The organism is Bacteroides sp. 44_46, assembly GCF_001915465.1.
GTDB lineage: Bacteria > Bacteroidota > Bacteroidia > Bacteroidales > Bacteroidaceae > Bacteroides > Bacteroides clarus.
In genome coordinates, this window is the sequence record NZ_MNQO01000009.1 from 65,981 (window position 1) to 84,765 (window position 18,785).

Below are 18,785 nucleotides of genomic sequence, written 5' to 3' on the forward strand. Positions count from 1 at the left end.
GGTTATTGATGGTTGTAAGCTCCGCATTATTGAAAGGTGTGTTCCGTACCCTTGTCCCAATCTTTTACGGAAGCTTTGGCGGCCATGCTTTGCGTATATATAATGTTGAGCGTGGTGGTTTTGCCTGCTTCCAGTACAATTGACGGGGGAGTGTTTGCATTGGCATCGGCTTCGTCGAACACAACGATATCCTTCACGGTTCCGTCGGGTTCCTTTATACTGAACGCCAATCGGCGGAGCGCTCCGGTAGAGCCGTGCTTGTATGGCAGCAAGAGGTAATCCTTTTGAAGGACGGACGTTCCGGGTATAAGGGCGGGTGGGGTTGCTTCGTCCTGGTAATCGGAGATGACGGATGTCCCTGTGTCCGGACTGTCGGACGTGATATCGCCTGTCTGCAAATCCATGGTTCCCTTTTGTCCCTCACGGGTGGTGAAGCCGATGCTTTGCAATACGGGATATGATTCGGCGGTATATTCGGGGCGATTGGTGGATATGTTGAGGCATAGCCGTGCCAGGGCATGTTTCAAGGAGACGGGAATGCCTGCCGCGGTTGCCGCCGCTTTCTTGCTGCCTTTTATTTCGCCGGTGTAAAGGTAGTCCGTCGCTTCATTCGCTTCCAGAGCGGCGGTGACGGGAATGGATACTTTGCCATGCCCGTCTGTGGCGGTTTCCGTTGTATAAGGATAGTAACCGTACAGGTAGAGCGTATCTTTCCGGGCGGGGTAGTACACTTTCGTTCCTTCCGGCTGCAAATTCAGTTGCCCGTCCTCTGCATACAGGTATGGAAGATTCTGCAAGTATGGGGTGCTGAAATTACTGTCTCTCATGAGGAACATGCCTATTTTATCTCCTGTATTCAGGGCGGTGCCTTCAATGACATTCCGGCTGACAGTAGCCTCTACGGTGCATACCGATGCTTTCAGCCGCACTTCCACAGCCCTCTCCTCGCCGGGAAGAGGGACTGTGGCAGTATCGGCGTCGCATCCTGCCAGTAGCAGGAGTGCGAGACTGAAGAGGTACGATATGTTTTTCTTTTTACTCATTACACAGTTTTTGTTTTTCGTGCGGGTACGTTCCGCTTTTACTCGATGGGTACGTCTACGGGATCACCGCCCGGTTTCCATGTGGCCAAAGTGGCGGTGGCGTTGATTTGCTGGGTGGCGTAGATGCCGATACGCACGTTGTAGTAATAGCCGGCATAGAATAATTTGTCGGTTTTATTCAAATCGGCAGAGGGAGTGGGGGCGTTGACGGGGATGTCGTGCACAATCAGGTCTTGGGGCACTCCGCCGGCGTCGGGAGCCATGATGGTAACGTCCATCAGGAATTGTTCCATATCCGGTTTCACCATCAGATAGCCTTGCACCAACGGGGCTGGGCTTGATACGCCGCCAAGCGTGTATTTTCCGTTCTCGTATTTCTGGACGTAAATGTCTTTGGGAACTTCGGCTGTTCCGTCGGCATTCTCGTTTGTGAAAGCGATATTTCCGTTGCCGTCGTCGGTGGCTTCCCTCATCAGCAGGGGACCGTTGTCGGTAAAGGTCAGCTTGCCGGTCAGAATGTTGAGGGTGGCGGTTGTACCGTGGTATTTGATGGTGATGTTTTTCACTTTCATGTTTTGAACGGCGGTTCTGTCCGCTTCGGACTGGTCGCTTGCGGGAATCACGGAGAAACGCAGTTGTGCCAGCCGGTGCTCGAAGTTGATGTTGGGTATCCACGGGTAGTCCGACTTATCGTGGGGTGTCTTATTCAGCTCAAAGTGATACTTCAATTGGCGGATGTACCGGGCATTGTAGCCGGTCAGCTCGGTATCGTTTGTTACGCCGTCTTTCAGGTAGATGGAGCCGGGAGCTATCGGGGCGGCAGCGGCGTTTTTCCAGATGATATCTTGCGAGCCGTCGAATTCGGTAAAACTTATTTCCGGTTTTGCGGCGCTGATGGTTTGGTCGGCTTGATAGGGGGCGTAACCGTAGAAAGTATAGTCGTATTTCTTCTGCATCGGATAGTAGTAGACACCGTTTGCGGCATTATCTTTATATAATGTAATCTTCTGCGCCTTGTCGTTTTCCAAGCCATCCGGCTTTTCGTCCGTACCGCCTTGTTGAGGCCAGGCGGTTACAGCTGCCTGTACGTTGTTCAACAGAATGCCGTAATTGTCCGTGTCGCCCCATGCGGCTGTTCGGTTGGCATCGGTAATGGCGGTGTTGTTTGTAGCGTCATTGGTGGCAAGGGCGAAGATTCCTAATTGGGTGGTAGCGCCGTCGGTGTCATCATACAGCTTGTCCAGCGGAGCGCGTGTTACGCCTACGCTGGCTCCTATGCGGGATTCTATTCCCCCTAATTGAATGATGAGGCGTCCGTCCGGCGACTCGAAGTCGCTGTCGGTAACAGGTTGCTCTATTACGATATCCTCGTTTTGCGAGCAGGCTGTCATGCAAAGGGCGGCCGCCAGAATCCATAAGTTCTTTTTCATGATTGTAGTGAGTAATTGGTTAAACATATCGTTCTTCTCTGATGTTCCCCGGGTGGTATTCCTCGTACCATGCTTGGGTATTCGTTATACCAACGGGTGGTACTTCCCGTACCACGCTTTGGTATTGCAAGTACCAACGGTTGGTATTAAGTGTACCACCCGTTGGTAGTTGGATTGTGTCAAGGGCTATCTCCGTTAGAGGAGCAGGCTTTTATTTTCCGTCCTCGATGTCGGTATTGATATCACCGCCTTCTTCCCATGCGGTCAGGACTGCACTGACTCTGATGTCTTGGAGACCATAGATAGTGATGTATACATTATAAGAATAACCGGGTTTGAATGTATCTGTTCCGTCTGCTGCATCTGTGTTTATCTTGTTTTGATAAACAACTAACTTTTGCCCTTCTTTTGTTACTTCTTTATAAGTCTTGGTTCCGCCATTATTTTCGTCTTCCGTATCTACTACATATTGTTTAAGGTCGATAGATAACGTTACGTCTCCGTCGGGGAAGAATAATACGGGTTCTCCTATTGGTGTTCCGTTCTTGTCCGGATCACTGGAAGGTATATTTGCGTTTCCATGAGGATATGTAGGAATTACAGATGTGATAGCTTCCAATTGACCTGTTACCGCATTCTTTTGACATACAGTAAAATTATCTGTTGCATCACCATTCTTTGCAGAGGTGCCGTTTTCAAGATCCATATCTACTTTGCTAACCATTTCTGTCAGCATAATTTTGGTAACTTGCATACCCAGTTTGTTAGCGCCGTCAGCATTCTCATCCCATTGGCTTGTACCTGTATTCCATTTCTTTGCTGCCGCTTTGGCATCGCCGGCTCTTACAAAAAACTTTAAGCGTGCTAATTGGTGAGTGAATTTCAGGACAGGAATAATATTATTGCGGGCAGTACGTGCTCCGAACTGGTAGTTTTGAACCAAATTAGCCCATGTGTCACTGGTTGGTAAGTGAGTGGCGAAGTCATAATACGGACTGTCTGTTTCCGTTGCATCTTCAGTTCGCAATGCAATGGTTTTTGCAGATAACAAGTCTTGAGTACCATTAATTGTAACGCCCGTTACGGTTTTTGTATCTGCTGTAATAGTTGCATCATCATGAGCTGCATCATCAACGTGATACCCATAGAATGTATAGGTTCCGTTAGTTGGGTAATACTTATATTGAATGGTACCCTTATCATCGGTTATTGAGCCGGTTTGGTAAATTCTGATGTTATCATCTGCCGCATCTTTTCTCGGTGCTCTGAACTCAAGCGCCGTATTATCAAAGATTTTTGTGCCGTCAGCTTCTTCAGCCTCTAATCCGGTCTCTTTATCTACCATGTGAATATACAGCCGTTGGCTATCCCACTTGTTGTTGACGCCATCTACATCTCCTACCGAACCTGTACCTCTGGTATTGGCTGTCACAGCAGGAGCATCCACGCCTAATGCAATCACTGCGCGGTCGTTACTTTCTTCCGGATTACCATTACCCGGATCATTGTCCTTTGAACAGCTGCTCATTACTGCAAGAGCCATTGCTGCATAGAAAAATTGCTTTTTCATAATCATTTAAAATTTAATTAATAAAAGAAAATATATAAATCTCTGTTTGTTTGCTCTTATAATTCATCCTCTCCTATCTCTATATCCCCGCCGTTCACCCACGAGGCAGCCTGTACGTTCAGTTTTATATCCTGCGGCCCGTATATGTAGGCGCTGATGCTGTATTCGCGTCCGCCCATAAATCCACTGGAGAGGTAGGCGCCGTTCTCGTCTTTGTTGTACACGGCATCCTTTAAATCATAGCTGAAAGTAGTGGCGTAGGGTTCGCTTGCAGTGTCGTTGGGATAATATACCGTGCTGATTAGGAGTTTGGCATTGTTGCCCGGCGGTAGCAGGAATATGCCGCCGTCTGTCGCCGGGCGCTGGTTTACTTCCTTGTTTGCGTCTTCTTCTTTCACCTGCATAGGGTAGAGGGAGTTCCCGTCGGCGTCGGTCCAGGGAATTTCTTTCCCATCGGCGTCGCGTGCAGGTATCTTGCCCCGTTCTCCGTCTGCCGGGAAGTAGACGCCTATGTTTGCGGGGTCTGATGCCGCTACCGTGAAAACGCCCTTGTTGACGCATTCTATCCAGACACCCGTAATGTAAACGATGTCTTCCGTGCTTTTACTTGCGGGGTAGAATTTCAGCTTGACGTACGACAGTTGATGCTTCATGCGGATGATAGGCCAGATATTTCGGCGTGCCGTGTAGGTGCCGTAGTAACAACTGCGCATCAGTTGACGCTCGTCGGCGCCAAGCTGTTTCAGCCGGTCGGCCTGCTCGCTGTAATCGGCGGCTATTTTCCGGCCGTTCTCCAGATCCTCTATCAGCGTTTTCAGGTCGGAAGCCGCAGCGCACATCAGGTCTTGCGAACCGTCTACCGTGACATCGAAGCAGATACGGTCTGCTTCACGCTTTACTTCGCCCGTTTTTGCATTGTCGTAGTAATAGGCGAAGAAATTGAAAGCGTCGAATTCTTCCTGCAAGTTATAATAAGGAATGTAGCCGGAGCTTTTCCAATTGATGAACGAGCCGTTTCCGGCATAGGCTGCCCGTTTGCCGTGCAGCTTGCATTGTTCGGCGGTAAGTCCCAGCGCGGCGCACTCTTCGGCGGAGATTTCGTCCAGGCTGCCGTCGATAAGGCAATAACGGCGGTCGGCATCCTCCGCCCGCCGATGGGCATAGGTCATGCCGTTGGGGTTGTCGCGCCGGAAAGCGTATACAAAGAATGTTCCGTCGGATATGCGTTGGCCGAAATTCGTTTCGTCCGTGGGGTTCAGCACTCCCGAACCACGCGTCAGTACATTATATATAGGGTCGCTGAAGGCTACCATGACGGGCAGTTGTGTCCGGTCGCCCTCGTTGTCCTGATGATTCGGGTCGTAAAGCGATTCGTCACCGGTGTACAGATTACCGCAACTGGCAACAAGCAGCAACATACACCATAGGGGCAGGACAAGCATATGCCGGCGTTTCCGCTTATGTATCTTATTACTATATGTCAGGCGTTTCATGGTTATATCTCTATTATTATGTCGTCATCCGGATTGGAAGGGTCGTGGGGCTGCCATCCCATACCGGTGTCGTTGGGTACTATCTTGTCGGCCTTTATCACCAAAGGAGTTGTTATCTCGATGTTCACGTCTTCTTTGCTGTAACGCAGGTAGGTCTTGCCGTCGCGCACTTCGATAAGCTGTGCCGCGGTCAGCTCGTCATAAGGATTGATGGCGCCGTAGATGTAACGGCTGTTCTTGACGGGATTGCCGTCCGCATCCAGTACCGGTGCTCCGGCGGCGTCCAACTGGGGAGTGGACACCTGCAAGGCCACTTGTAAGATGCTCGGCCCGTTGAGATGCCCTTTGGCCGCGCTGGGGATGATGCCGAGGGTATGGAAATGGACTGCGCATCGGTAAGTGCCTTCGCCGGTTTGCGTAAATTCGTCCGGTTGCACCTGATGTACCGTCCGGTATAGGCGGGTGGTGTCCAAACAGGCGTCGGAGATATTGAAGCGTCCGCAAGTTCCGGACAGTTCGATGATGGGCGCGGAGAGGTCTTCCTTTTTGATATTTCCCTCGGTGCGGATGTTGAAGATGATATTGATGCGCTGGCTGATACGTTGCATATCGAATTCCATAACGGTGGGTTGCCCGGTTTGGATGTTTATATTCTTTTGTACCGCATAGAAGATGGGGGACTTTACCTCCTTGAGGTACTCGTCGTCGGGATTGAAGTCGGGCAGGTCGTTGCCCTCTACGATACCGGGCTTCTCGTCGCCCATGCTGCTGATTTGCAGATACAGGTCTTTTACGCTTATCCGGTTGTCGTGGATGTAATTGTCCAGATTGTCTATGCTGATGATGGGAGTGGGCTTCGTTTCATCCGTTTGTACGGGGGTGTCTGCATACTGCTCGTTGATAACGAATATGTTGTACTCGCCGCCGCGCAGGTAAAAAGAGGAAGCGGCGGTTACGGCTGTTCCGCTGTCGGAAGAGCTTTGTTGCAGGGTGATATTATTGTCTGTTGCAGGGTCTGCGGATGTGTCTACGATGCCGTGGGTACGCCAGGTGTTTATGATGCGGCTTGCCACGATGTGCATTTCTGCCGGAATCTCATCTTTGCTGATGTCGCCCCAGTTGAGGCGTACCCGCATGTCGGTGATATGCGGGTGTTCCGCTTCCGGACAGAGGTCTACCGAGGTGCAGGCGGACATGCAGCACAGCAGGCTGAGGACAAGATATGTCAGTGTCTTGTTCTTCATCCTTCATCCTCCTTCCTTGCAGCTTCACCGGAGGCATCTCCTTTTTCCTCTTTGACGGCCGCGGCTTCCGGCTTTCCGTCCTTTTTCTTCTTTTTCCCAGAGTCTTTCTTGTTTTTCCTCTCTTTCTTCTCTTGGGCGGACTGCTTTGCCTCTCTGGCGGCGCGTTTGCCGAGCTTGGTGGAATCTTGCGTTTCGGCTTTCCGCTTCAATTGTTCTTCACGTACTTTCAGCGCCTTGCGCAGGGTCTTTTCCTGTTCGGAAGTAAGCGTGTCGCTCAGTTGTATGCCCAGAGAGTCGGCCACCTGTTTGCGCAGCTTGTCGGTGGCTTCTTTTGCGGCAAGTTCTTTGCGCTCTTGCTGCATCAGCTTCCATTGTTTCAGTTCTTCCTTATCGAGCAGGCTGTCCGGACGGCTGAAACCCTGTTCCCGTATCGCGTTGTTGATGGAGTCGATACGCTCGCGCATCTTATTTATCTTTTCATTGAGCGCCTGACGGGCGAAGTCGCGCAACTGTACACGGCGGTAGACCGATTCTTTGTACTTGCTGCCCGCCGACATGAACCGGTAGACGAAAGCTACGCGCAAATCCGTTATCAGGGGGAACGGTACGATGTGCCCGCCCTTGCATTTCTCCGCTATGCGAGGGTAGCAGCCGCTCTCCGCATCATGGGTGTAAACATCGTACGAGGTATAAAGCAGTCCGGCGGAACCGCCTAATTCCAGGTCGATGTAATTATTGCGGTAACCGTAGAGCGGAGCGGTATAGCCCACGCTGATGCCGGCTCCGTAAGCGTTACCCTGCTTTCCTTCCTTGCCGATTTTGAAGTTGTAGCTGGCGGCGTTGACGTATACGCCCCAGTAGTAAGCGCGCTCTTGGCGGGGATTCTTGCGTTGCGTGGTGAATACGGTTTCCTTGAGGCGTGTCATCAGATTGGCGTCTTTGGTGATGCCGCCTCTTTTACGGGTACGAAAATACTGCCGCCACTCTACCCGTGCGTCGAATACATTGAAAATAAGGGATGGGGTGTACTTTTGCGAGGTATTCCAATTCCACTTTATATTGGCGCCTATGGTGTGTTTGTTTCGGATAGTGTTGCCTAAGTCGAATTCCACGCCAATATTGGGGACGGTCAATAACCAGTCGACAGCATTCGTCTTGATACCCCAGCGGTCTTTGAAAGATATCAATTCTGCTTTCGCATCGTCTTTCTTGCCGCGTTGTACCTGAGCATGGGTGCTATTCAAAGTTATTGATATAAGAAAACACACTACAATCCTTCTGGATAAAAAAAAGTAGCGCTTTTTTTTATGCTCTTGTGATAAAATCACTTTCTTTTTAAAATGTTATTTGTTTGTTTGCGGCATCAAAAATATATACTAAGAACGTAAAAACAAAGTTTTTTGTTAACTTTCTTTCATTAACGGGGGATTTTCCGGTGCGATATGCCTAAAAACCGTTTGGATTGCATAATTTTATAATGGTTTTCCGTGATGCGGGTGAGTATGATATAAAGAAAAGAAGGTGTAAATTCTGTTTGAGAGAACTTACACCTTCTTACCTGAAAAATTATTTTTACTTTCCTTTATGCCTGTTCGCGCGTTTCTTGCGAATTTCGGCTTTCATTTTCGCCGCACCGGAACCATGCAGTCCGGTGATATAGGTTTTCTTTTTGGCTTTGGTCTTGACCTTGTTGTCTTCTTTAGGCTTGTCTTTCTTGCCTTTGAAAACAATACCGCCCATCATTGCTTCTTCTATACTCACGTTGTTGATGTATTAAGTATTAATGTAAAATCGGGGTATATCGCATACTTACCTGGCCGGTAGTATCTCAATCCAGTAATCGTCAGGGTCATTGATGAAATATAATCCCATCGCGGTATTCTCGAAACACACCCAGCCGTTTTCTTTGTGGTATTGGCGGATCGCCTCGTAGTCTCCGGCTACGCGGAAACAAAGGTGGCTTTCATTCTCGCCCAGCTCGTAGGCTTGGGGATGTTCTTTCAGGCAGGTCAGTTCCAAAAGGAAACCTGTGCTGCCGTCGGTGAGATAAACCAGCGTGAAAGAGCCGTCCGACGACTCTTTCCGGTGATGTTCTTTCAGTCCCAACGCTTTTTCGTAGAAAGCGATACTGCGTTCCAGATTGGTGACGTTTATATTAAAATGGTCAAATTTGCTTTTTATTTCCACTGTTGTTACTTATTTAGGTTTACATTATCGGTTCATTTGATTTTCGCTTTCAGGATTTCGCCTATGTATGTGCGCGGCATGCCTTCTATCGGAGCTTGTGACGGAACTTTCTTGCATTCCAGAATAACGGAAGGCTCTGTCTGCCCGTTGGGGTAGAAGCGTACGGTATAGTTCCCGGCCGCTTCCATCTGTTCGTAAGGCTGTTCCGGTGACAGGATGGTGAAGATTACCGGCTTGTCGCCTGCTATCTTGCCTAACGAGCCGCCGGCATTGGCGGTCATCATGGTCATGTTGAAAGGTTCCTCGCCAATCACGATAACCAGTTTGCCGTTTCCGGTTTGGATGGCGTTGGCGGGTATGGCGTTCGGCGCAACTTCCTTATAGGCGTTCGGCACAACCTGCGCATTCGTTTGAGGTGCGGTCACCGTAACCGGTACCGTAGCGGTTTGGGGAGTCTCTACCGTAACCTGCGTCTTGGGAGTAATCACCGTTGTGCCGGAGTTGACGAGTGCTTTTGTCTCTTTCTGTTTCTGTTCCTCTTTCTTTTCCTCTGCCGGAGCTTTGGCGACAGTGGCGCTTAGAGCCTCGGTCACGCCCACGCAAAGGTCATCTACAAAATCCACCGTCTTTCTGCGCCATTTGGCAAGGCCGCGCACCAGTTTGGTTTTGGACTTGTTCAATGCGTACTTATCGGTAATCCACTCTTCGGCGGTATATTTTTCTTTTCCTTCGCGGTAGTTGAAACGTATCTTCTCCACCTCAAAGATGCATTTCTCCGGCTGGCAGGTAACGGTGAGCTGGTAAAGTATTTTGGTTCTGTCCAGTGACAATGCCGTGGAGCTGAACACAATCCATTCGTCGCCCATGCCCACAATCTGTCCTTTCTCCTTGTCGGAAAAAACCACGCGGCTGTTATTCTCATTCTTCGCCAAACGCGCGTCCATCCATTTCAGCAGACGGGAATAGATTGTATCTTGAGACATGCCGGGAATGCTGAAATCTTTGGTAAATACCACTTTGCCGTCCACTTCCGGAACGGCGCCGGCCAGATATTTGCTGTCGTCCCTTTGCGCGTGCAGCAAGGCGGGCATGCAAAGGCAGAACAGTGCAACAAGAACTTGTGTCAAATTTTTCATAATGCTATGTTTTATTTAGTAATGTCAAAACTCTCACCCCGGCGGGAGATTGTAAGGAAACGGCAGCCTTCGCTTTCGGCAAAAGTACGGAATGCGTTGCCGCCCTGATAATCTTCACTGAAGTGCATAGGTGCAAATATAGTGGTTTTTATTCGTTCCACGAATTGTTCCGCACCGCGCATATAATCTTTTCCGATGCGGCTGTCCACCGGAAACATGGCTACATCTACCTGAGGAGCCTTTTGTCGCAGGGTTTTCACTTCTGCAAGAAAGTCGCCTTCGGCTTTGCGTATTTCCTGGGGAGTGGATTCTTCACTCCAATGCCAGTTGTTCAAATCGCCGGCATGGAACAGGCGGACGCCCTGTAAGTCTATCAGGAAGGAGATGCCTACATCGGTGGAGCCGAAGGCTTCGATACGGATATGCCCGTCCTCGCAGACGTCGCCTTTATTGATATAGGTGGCGTCTTCCGCCGTTGCACGCCGGTGTTTCAGAATATCTTTGGAGAAGATATACCGGATATCGGGGCGTTCTTCCTTCCATGAAAGAACTTCGCGGTTGAAGTGGTCGGGGTGGAAATGCGAGGAGAGTACGTAGAGTATCCCCGGTTTCTTTAACAGACGGTCGTGTACGATTCCCCGGTTCGGCTCCTCTTCCGAGGAGTCTTTGTAGTAATCGATAATGACCGTCACTCCGTCCGCTTCAATCGCGAAGCCGCTATGGTAGATATAATCAAGTTTCATTGTACGGATTCAATTATAGCGCAATATTACAAAAAACGCTACACAAACTTCCGGTTTAGCTGTTATTTTATGCAAAAGTCTTACATGGGGACTTCAATCAGCAGGATATGCGAATCTTTCAGAGTTTCCAACTCAAAGCTGGCGGTTTCGTATACTCCCATACCGTCGCGACGGGACAGTATCGTGCCGTCTACCTTTATTTCGCCTTCTATGAGGAAAATGTACACTCCGGCGTGCGACTGGTGCAGGTGATAGCCCAGCTTCTTTCCGGCCTCGACTTCTCCGATGGAGAACCATGTCTGTTGCAGTAGCTTGGCGGGAGCATTCCCGTCGGGAGATACGATGAGCGCAAGCTCGTTCTTGTGCAGATAGGGGCGGATGTCATAATCTTGATAGGCGGGCGGGGTATTCAGTTTTTCGGGCATTACCCAGATTTGGAGAAATTCCACCGATTCGGTATCGCTTCCGTTCATTTCGCTGTGGTAGATACCTGTACCGGCACTCATGGTCTGAATATCGCCTGTGGTGATGGTACGGCTGTTTTGCTTGCTGTCGCCATGTTTCAGCTTACCTTTCAGGGGGATGGAGATAATCTCCATATTCTTATGCGGGTGGGTGCCAAAGCCTTTGCCCGGAGCTATCCGGTCGTCGTTCAGTACACGCAGGGCGCCGAAGTTCATGCGACGGGGATTGTAATACTCGTCAAAACTGAATGTATGGTGGCTGTCGAGCCAGTCATATAAAGAACGTCCACGGCTTTCGGCTTTGTCTATTACTTTTTTCATAATCTTTCTTTTTAGTGATTTATCTGTATGTAACAAGCAATCGTGCCGGAAAGTTTGAGCCGTGGATGATTAATGTTCCATAAATGGCTTTTTACAGTTTTACTTCGTTCTCCAGTTTCTTGTGTTCCATGAAGTCCTTTATATTCATCAGGGTAGTGGATGCGATATTGGCAAGGGCTTCACGGGTGAAAAATGCCTGGTGGGAAGTTACGATTACATTATTGAATGACAGCAGGCGCGCCAGCGTATCGTCATCGATAATCTTGTCCGACTGGTCTTCGTAGAAATATTCGCTTTCTTCCTCGTATACGTCCAGTCCGGCGGAACCGATTCTCTTGTTTTTCAGCCCTTCTATCAAGGCGTTGGTGTGGATAAGCTGTCCTCGGCCGGTATTGATAATCATTACGCCGTCTTTCATTTTACTGATAGAGTAGTCATTAATCAGGTATTTGGTCTGCTCTGTGAGCGGGCAGTGCAGGGAGATGATATCCGAATTGTGATACAATTCATCCAGTGTGGTATATACCACCTGATGCTCACGGGCGAAATTGTAGTCGGGATACAGGTCGTAGGCAAGGATATTCATGCCGAAACCGCGCAGGATGGTGATTAACTTTTTGGCGATCTTGCCTGTGCCGATGATGCCGGCCGTTTTGCCATACATATCGAATCCCAAAAGACCGTGTAGGGAGAAGTTGCCGTCACGCGTACGCCAGGTGGCACGGGGTATTTTCCGGTTAAGGGAGAGCATGAGGGCAACGGTGTATTCCGCCACCGCATAAGGGGAGTAGGCGGGAACACGTACGACGGTAATACCGTTTTCCGCCGCTGCTTTCAGGTCTACATTATTATATCCGGCGCAGCGCAGGGCAAGGAGCTTCACTCCGTTTGCCGCCATTTGCCGGATGACTTCCGCGTCGGCCGTATCGTTTACAAAGATACACACCGCGTCCACACCTTGTGTCAGTATCACGTTATTCAGGTTGAGATGCCCCTTATAATAACGAAGTTCAAAACCGTATTCACTGTTTTTTTCATTGAATGAAGCCTCATCGTAAGGCTTGCTGCCGAAGAATGCAATAGTATATGCCATGAGTTTTTAAGTTTTTAGAATATTTCGCTTATTACCGATATAAATAACACATATAAAGATAATAAGGTTCAGGACAGGTTCATCACAGTTCGATGAAAAGATAACCTATATAGAAATACATTCAAATAACCGTAAGGTTTTGATGTACAGTTAAATCAAAAGAGTAACTTTGCAAATAAACAAAAGAAGACTATGGCTGAAAATACAGAAATGAAAGGGAATGATAACTTGGCGGATAACTTTCGTGGTTATGCGGCATTGCTTCGCAAAATCAAGCAAAGGGTACTGATTGCACAGCAACGGGTGATTTATGCAGCCAATGAGGAAATGCTTCGGATGTATTGGGACGTTGGTGAAATGTTACAGCAAAGTCAAGATGATGAAGGTTGGGGTAAGAAAACTTTGCAGCGGTTGTCTGTGGATTTGAAGAACGATTATTCCGAAATAAAAGGATTTACTGTGCGCAATATGCAATATATGGTGCAGTTCTTCAACGAATATAATCAAGAACTTACGATGGTGAAAGGAACTGCTTCTCCAATTACGAAATCAGTGATTTCGCAATTAGACGAATATAATTTTACTCTTCCCATCAAGTATCTGGATTGGACGCATAATCTTGTTCTGATAAAGCAGGTCAAGGATATTCGCGCACGGTATTGGTATATGGTGCAAAGCATTACCAATCATTGGACGACACGCTATCTGCAAGAAGCCATCAGACTTGATGATTACGGCAAGCATGGAGCGTTGGCAAACAATTTCACTGAAACCCTGCCTGCACCGGAAGCGGACGATGTAAAATCCATGCTCAAAGACCCATATATATTCGATATGCTGACTTTCACCGACCACTACAATGAGCGTGATGTGGAAATCGGTTTGGTGAAGCATGTAGAGAAATTCCTCGTGGAAATGGGAGCCGGTTTTGCCTTTATGGGTCGGCAGTATCACATAGAGGTGTCGGGTGATGATTATTATATCGACATATTGATGTATAATGCGTTTCTGCACAGATATTTGGTGATTGAATTAAAAGATACCGAGTTCATACCGGAGTATATCGGCAAATTGAATTTCTACTGTTCCGCTGTGGATGATATTCTTTGCCGTGAGGGAGATAACCGGACTATCGGACTGCTGCTTTGCAAGAGTAAAGACCGTATCAAGGCTGAATATGCCTTGCGTGATATCCAAAAGCCAATCGGAATTTCCGACTATGAGTTGGGACAAGCCTTGCCGAAAGACTTCCGAGGCAGCCTGCCTACGATTGAAGAAATCGAAAAAGAATTAGAAATAAACAGATAATGAATACGATGTGCTTACACATCATTGATTAATAATCGGTTGTAAACACTTCTTTTCCCTTTCGGGAGATTAATGATTTAGCATGCCTTACTTATATCGTTCCGGCATGGGGTAAGTTTTATTCCACCATGGAGAAAGTTTCGTTCCACCATGATGGAACGAAATTTACCCCGTGGTGGAATGATTTAAGATTAGCGGTCTTTTCCTTTCATTATGGAAACGCTGTTCGCTGAATTATGGCAGTGATAAATCAAGGAGTATCTCACCCTATATTGAGTATTTGCTTAAATGTTTCAATAGAAACTATTGATTTTTTCAATTAATTTCTTTACTTGTTATAAATTAAATGCACAAAACAGTTTTTCATGTGCAATATTATTGTACCTTTGCGCCCGAAAACAATAAAAAAGATTTAGATGAGAAAAATTTCATTGATTAGCATTGCGATGCTAATCGTTTCAATTCCAACTTTTGCGGGAGGTCTCCTGACAAATACAAATCAACACCCTGCTTTTCTTCGTATGTTATCCCGTGGTGCAAATACTACCGGTGTGGATGCGGCTTTGTCCAATCCTGCGGGTCTGGCCTTTTTGCCGAAAGACGGATTTTATACGTCCTTGAGTATCCAGAGTGCGTTCCAAACAAGAAATATCGATGCTTCATGCGAGGCTTTGGGCTTGGATAAGTATTACGAGGGTAAGGCGTCGGCGCCTGTTATTCCCAGCGTATTTGCGGCTTATAAAAAAGGTGATTGGACTATCTCCGGTTTCTTCGGTATCACCGGTGGCGGTGGAAAAGCTTCGTTTGACGACGGTCTTTCCATGTTCGATGCCATGGTAATAGGCGGATTGGGTCAACAAGGCATTCCGGGTAATGCCTATTCGCTGAACAGCTATATGGACGGCAAGCAGTACATTTATTCCGTACAGCTGGGTTTGACTTATAAAATAACGGATTGGCTTTCCGCTTTTGCGGGCGGACGCATGAACTACTTTACCGGTGGTTATAAGGGTGCGTTGAATGCCAGCGCCGCCGTCAATCTGCCTTTGCCTGCCGGGGGAGCGATACCCGTTGGTACCGAGCTTATCGGCATCGACCTGGATTGCAGCCAGACCGGTTGGGGATTTACTCCGGTTATCGGCTTGGACGCTAAGTTCGGCAAACTGACTATTGGCGCTAAATACGAGTTCAAAGCCAACCTGAACATCGAAAATAATACCAAACTGAACTCATTACGCATGGTAGGCGCTCCCGAAAGTGAGTTGGAAGCTTACAAACATGGTGTAAATACTCCGAACGATATTCCCGCCATGCTTTCGGTAGCCGCTGCTTATGAGTTCCTTCCCGTGCTGCGCGCATCGGTGGAGTACCACTTCTACGATGACAAGAACGCGGGTATGGCCGACGGCAAACAGAAATACCTGACAAAAGGCACGAACGAGTATCTGGCAGGTATAGAATGGGATGTAATCAAAAGACTGACCCTGAGCGGCGGTGTACAGTTCACCGATTACGGCTTGTCCGATAACTACCAGACCGATACCAGCTTCTCCTGCGATTCTTACTCTTTGGGTATAGGCGCAAAATTGCAGCTTTCGGAAAGAGCCGACTTGAATGTGGGTTATATGTGGACCAACTATGAAGATTATACAAAGACCACTCAAAACTACAACGGTTTAGGCTTGCCCGGTACCAACGTGTACAGCCGCACCAACAAAGTTTTCGGTCTGAGCATCGACTATCGCTTCTGATATTTCATAATCCAACCTTTATATATGGAAGAAGGGGATGTCCGTTACGGATACATCCCCTTCTTCGTTTTTATACAGATTAGAAAGAGTCTTGCGCCAATCAGAAGGAATATTGCACCAGCAGGTTCATACGGTTGGCATGATTGGTGGAATCATCGAAATTCGTACGCCATCCGCGCAGGTATTCCGCACCCACCTGCATATTGGGAGTGACATTCCAAAACAGGTTCGCTACGAAATATTGTCCATAGCGGTACGTAGACGGTTCGTTGGCGGGGTATCCGTTTTCAGAATAAAGGCGTGACATGCTGTATGTGCTTGAGAGGAACACCTTCGGACTGATATTATATTGCAATCCCGCATACCAGCCCAGCATCGGCAACGCCTGCATCTTCCCCTCTTTGTCGGGATCGGGAACGATGTCCACGTTCAGGTTGCTGATATCATTCAGGTATTGTCCGATGCCTTTTCCGTAGGTGGCCTGTCCGAATACCTGCCATTGCCTGCCTACATTGAAGGTGGCGGATGCCTGTACGCCGAATCCGGTAACGGCATGCGCCTTGTCGCTCAGCGTGCTGGTGTACGTCATGCTGCGGATAAGTCCGCCCACACGCAAGTGGCTTTTGCTGTTCCAGCCGTACTGTGCGTAAGCGGTGAAATCCGGCATACGCTGTTGCGCGATGTCAAGCCCGCTGTCGGTCGTACCGTCTACGGAAGGTACTTCGACGGAAGCGTTGAAACGGAAGTTTTTCAGCCCCTTGTAGGTATATGCCACTTGGGTGGCACGGTAAAAGGTGGCTCCGTTGGGACCCTGGAAGTCGATAGTGGAAGGTAGTGCGCCCAAGTCCATGAAACCGCCATAGGTATAACCTACCGTTACGTCACGAAAAGACACGTAGGCATTGCGCAGTTGGAAGCCTTTGTTGGAACCGTCCCGGAAGTTACCGGCGGTGTACACGATGAAGTCGCCGAGAATCTTGGTATGCCCCACCAGCTTCAGGAAAATGGTGGAAGTGCTGGCATCCATTTGAAACTGGTTCTTGATTTTGCTTCCACCAGGGATGTAGGCGGGGATAAAGTCGATGTTGTCGACGATGCCGCCGAAATCATACTCCGCCGTAGCGCGTACATAGCCGCCGATACCCAGGGCGAACTTGCCTTTTCTGTCCGTCAGCAGGAAGCGGGGAGCTTGCGGTTCGTGGATGTAAGGCAGTTGCGACTCATTCATGATGCGGATTATCTCATCGCCCGCCTTGTCTATGGTGACCAGTACGACACCTTTGGGAGACTCGTCTTCGATAATCACTTTTTTTTGCGCGTGGGCTGCAACTGCCGACAGTCCTGCGCCGCACAGCAGAAACATTACTTTTAAGATTGTTTTCATTTAAGTTAGGTTTTGGTGAATGTGCTTTGAACAACTTAAATTTAAAATGGTTTTGCGGTCACCGAAAGAAAGCGTATCTTTGCGCCCGATTTAACAAGAGTGAAATCATAAACTGAAATGTATGATGCCGCGAATAGCGGTCGTGTATTCTAGAACACCACGTAAAAAACAGGAATATGAAGCAAAAAGTATCTGTACCCTTTATGCTGCTGGGCATTCTGTTCAATGTCTGTTTGATAGCGGCTAATCTCCTTGAAACAAAAGTCATTCAGGTTTTCGGCATAACCGTTACCGCCGGACTGTTAGTGTTTCCCGTCTCTTATATCATCAACGACTGCATTGCCGAGGTGTGGGGCTTTCGTAAGGCGCGCCTGATTATCTGGAGCGGCTTCGCCATGAACTTCTTTGTGGTGATGCTGGGGCTGATTGCCGTGGCCTTGCCTGCCGCTCCTTTTTGGGAAGGAGCGCCTCATTTCAACTTCGTTTTCGGCATGGCGCCGCGTATTGTCGTTGCAAGCCTGTCGGCATTTCTGGTAGGTTCGTTTCTCAACGCCTATGTGATGAGCCGCATGAAAGTGGCGAGCGGCGGGCGTCATTTTTCGGCACGCGCCATCTGGTCTACGGTGGTGGGCGAGACAGCCGATTCGCTGATATTCTTTCCGGTAGCCTTTGGCGGCATTATCGCATGGCAGGAATTGCTGGTGATGATGTGCATTCAGATAGTACTGAAATCCCTGTATGAGGTAATGATTCTTCCGGTGACAATCCGGGTGGTGAAAGCCATTAAAAGGATAGACGGAAGTGACGTCTATGATGAGGGAATCTCTTATAAAGTGTGGAAAATCACTGAAATCTGACATCAAGTGTGGAAGGGGTTGTGCCTGAAAAGAAATCATCAAGTGTATTTTGACGCAACTTCCGACTACTGTTCTTATAAATAATAGCAATCATGAATAAAGAAGCAGCATTAGTCGTATTCAGCGGTGGGCAGGATTCGACAACCTGCCTGTTCTGGGCAAAGCGTGAGTTTAAGAAAGTGTATGCGTTGAGCTTCCTGTATGGGCAGAAACACCGGAAGGAAGTGGAGCTGGCGCGGGAGATAGCGCGTAAAGCGGAAGTGGAGTTTGAAGTGATGGATGTTTCTTTCATTGGCCGGTTGGGGCATAATTCGTTGACAGACCCCGGTATGGTGATGGATAAGGAAAAGCCGGCAGACGGTGTTCCGAACACTTTTGTGCCGGGACGTAACTTGTTCTTCCTGAGCATTGCCGCTGTCTATGCACGCGAGAAAGGCATCAATCATATCGTGACGGGTGTGTCGCAAACGGATTTCAGCGGTTATCCCGATTGCCGGGACGCGTTTATCAAGTCGCTCAACGTAACGCTCAACCTTGCCATGGACGGGCAATTTGTACTGCACACCCCGCTGATGTGGATAGATAAAGCCGAAACGTGGGCGTTGGCGGATGAGTTGGGAGTACTCGACCTGATTCGTCACGAAACACTGACTTGCTACAATGGCATACCCGGTGACGGTTGCGGACACTGCCCGGCCTGCAAGCTGCGTAGAGAAGGATTGGAAAAGTATTTGGCGGGTAAGCGATAACCTCTTTTAATC

Annotated in this window: 18 protein-coding genes; 5 read left to right on the top strand and 13 right to left on the bottom strand. The window is 48.6% G+C overall.

The window, feature by feature from the left end; genetic code table 11:
* Positions 1–26: 26 nt before the first annotated feature.
* Together BHV73_RS04505 and BHV73_RS04510 are read right to left on the bottom strand one after the other, a co-directional pair.
* Entirely contained in the window at positions 27–1,043 is a 1,017-nt protein-coding gene (locus BHV73_RS04505) for a fimbrillin family protein (protein ID WP_286736943.1), read from the bottom strand.
* A 38-nt stretch (positions 1,044–1,081) separates the two neighbouring features.
* Complete coding sequence (locus BHV73_RS04510; RefSeq protein ID WP_286736946.1) at positions 1,082–2,473, bottom strand: fimbrillin family protein; 1,392 nt, start codon at positions 2,471–2,473, stop codon at positions 1,082–1,084.
* Between BHV73_RS04510 and BHV73_RS04515 the strand changes: the two genes are divergently transcribed.
* The gene (locus BHV73_RS04515; RefSeq protein ID WP_286736949.1) at positions 2,472–2,642 is read left to right on the top strand and encodes a hypothetical protein; all 171 of its coding nucleotides are present in this window, start codon (positions 2,472–2,474) and stop codon (positions 2,640–2,642) included. The two genes, BHV73_RS04510 and BHV73_RS04515, sit on opposite strands and share 2 nt — an antisense overlap.
* A 42-nt stretch (positions 2,643–2,684) precedes the next feature.
* Here BHV73_RS04515 and BHV73_RS04520 read toward each other — a convergent pair whose 3' ends face one another.
* From BHV73_RS04520 to BHV73_RS04565, 10 genes are all read right to left on the bottom strand, one after another.
* Entirely contained in the window at positions 2,685–4,043 is a 1,359-nt protein-coding gene (locus BHV73_RS04520; RefSeq protein ID WP_259319567.1) for a hypothetical protein, read from the bottom strand.
* A 56-nt stretch (positions 4,044–4,099) separates the two neighbouring features.
* The gene (locus BHV73_RS04525) at positions 4,100–5,536 is read right to left on the bottom strand and encodes a hypothetical protein (RefSeq protein WP_286736953.1); all 1,437 of its coding nucleotides are present in this window, start codon (positions 5,534–5,536) and stop codon (positions 4,100–4,102) included.
* 2 nt (positions 5,537–5,538) lie between these two features.
* The gene (locus BHV73_RS04530; RefSeq protein WP_286736955.1) at positions 5,539–6,780 is read right to left on the bottom strand and encodes a hypothetical protein; all 1,242 of its coding nucleotides are present in this window, start codon (positions 6,778–6,780) and stop codon (positions 5,539–5,541) included.
* Positions 6,777–8,108: a DUF3575 domain-containing protein gene (locus BHV73_RS04535; RefSeq protein ID WP_087412483.1), complete on the bottom strand. Its 1,332-nt coding sequence runs from the start codon at positions 8,106–8,108 to the stop codon at positions 6,777–6,779. The genes BHV73_RS04530 and BHV73_RS04535 overlap by 4 nt, the downstream gene beginning before the upstream one ends.
* 244 nt (positions 8,109–8,352) lie before the next feature.
* The gene (locus tag BHV73_RS04540; RefSeq protein WP_009121572.1) at positions 8,353–8,541 is read right to left on the bottom strand and encodes a hypothetical protein; all 189 of its coding nucleotides are present in this window, start codon (positions 8,539–8,541) and stop codon (positions 8,353–8,355) included.
* A gap of 48 nt (positions 8,542–8,589) precedes the next feature.
* Positions 8,590–8,967, bottom strand: coding sequence for a VOC family protein (locus BHV73_RS04545; protein WP_022219658.1), 378 nt, complete (start codon positions 8,965–8,967; stop codon positions 8,590–8,592).
* Between the two features lie 32 nt (positions 8,968–8,999).
* A complete protein-coding gene (locus BHV73_RS04550; protein WP_022219659.1) occupies positions 9,000–10,103 on the bottom strand; it encodes a DUF4468 domain-containing protein in 1,104 nt (367 codons plus the stop codon).
* Positions 10,104–10,114: 11 nt separating this feature from the next.
* Positions 10,115–10,846, bottom strand: coding sequence for an MBL fold metallo-hydrolase (locus tag BHV73_RS04555; RefSeq protein WP_009121575.1), 732 nt, complete (start codon positions 10,844–10,846; stop codon positions 10,115–10,117).
* Between the two features lie 80 nt (positions 10,847–10,926).
* The gene (locus BHV73_RS04560; RefSeq protein WP_087412482.1) at positions 10,927–11,631 is read right to left on the bottom strand and encodes a pirin family protein; all 705 of its coding nucleotides are present in this window, start codon (positions 11,629–11,631) and stop codon (positions 10,927–10,929) included.
* 91 nt (positions 11,632–11,722) lie between these two features.
* Positions 11,723–12,724 (bottom strand): 2-hydroxyacid dehydrogenase, encoded by a 1,002-nt coding sequence (locus BHV73_RS04565; RefSeq protein WP_009121577.1) that lies wholly within the window; start codon positions 12,722–12,724, stop codon positions 11,723–11,725.
* 192 nt (positions 12,725–12,916) lie between these two features.
* Between BHV73_RS04565 and BHV73_RS04570 the strand changes: the two genes are divergently transcribed.
* Entirely contained in the window at positions 12,917–14,032 is a 1,116-nt protein-coding gene (locus BHV73_RS04570; RefSeq protein ID WP_022219661.1) for a PDDEXK nuclease domain-containing protein, read from the top strand.
* A 416-nt stretch (positions 14,033–14,448) separates the two neighbouring features.
* Positions 14,449–15,783: an OmpP1/FadL family transporter gene (locus tag BHV73_RS04575; RefSeq protein WP_022219663.1), complete on the top strand. Its 1,335-nt coding sequence runs from the start codon at positions 14,449–14,451 to the stop codon at positions 15,781–15,783.
* A gap of 100 nt (positions 15,784–15,883) precedes the next feature.
* Here BHV73_RS04575 and BHV73_RS04580 read toward each other — a convergent pair whose 3' ends face one another.
* Positions 15,884–17,167, bottom strand: coding sequence for a DcaP family trimeric outer membrane transporter (locus BHV73_RS04580; protein WP_009121580.1), 1,284 nt, complete (start codon positions 17,165–17,167; stop codon positions 15,884–15,886).
* 176 nt (positions 17,168–17,343) lie between these two features.
* On the opposite strand from BHV73_RS04580, the gene BHV73_RS04585 reads away from it, so the two are divergent.
* Together BHV73_RS04585 and queC are read left to right on the top strand one after the other, a co-directional pair.
* On the top strand, positions 17,344–18,024 hold the full coding sequence (locus BHV73_RS04585) for a queuosine precursor transporter (protein WP_009121581.1): 681 nt from the start codon (positions 17,344–17,346) through the stop codon (positions 18,022–18,024).
* 92 nt (positions 18,025–18,116) lie between these two features.
* Positions 18,117–18,773: a 7-cyano-7-deazaguanine synthase QueC gene (gene queC, locus BHV73_RS04590; RefSeq protein ID WP_087412481.1), complete on the top strand. Its 657-nt coding sequence runs from the start codon at positions 18,117–18,119 to the stop codon at positions 18,771–18,773.
* Positions 18,774–18,785: the final 12 nt, after the last annotated feature.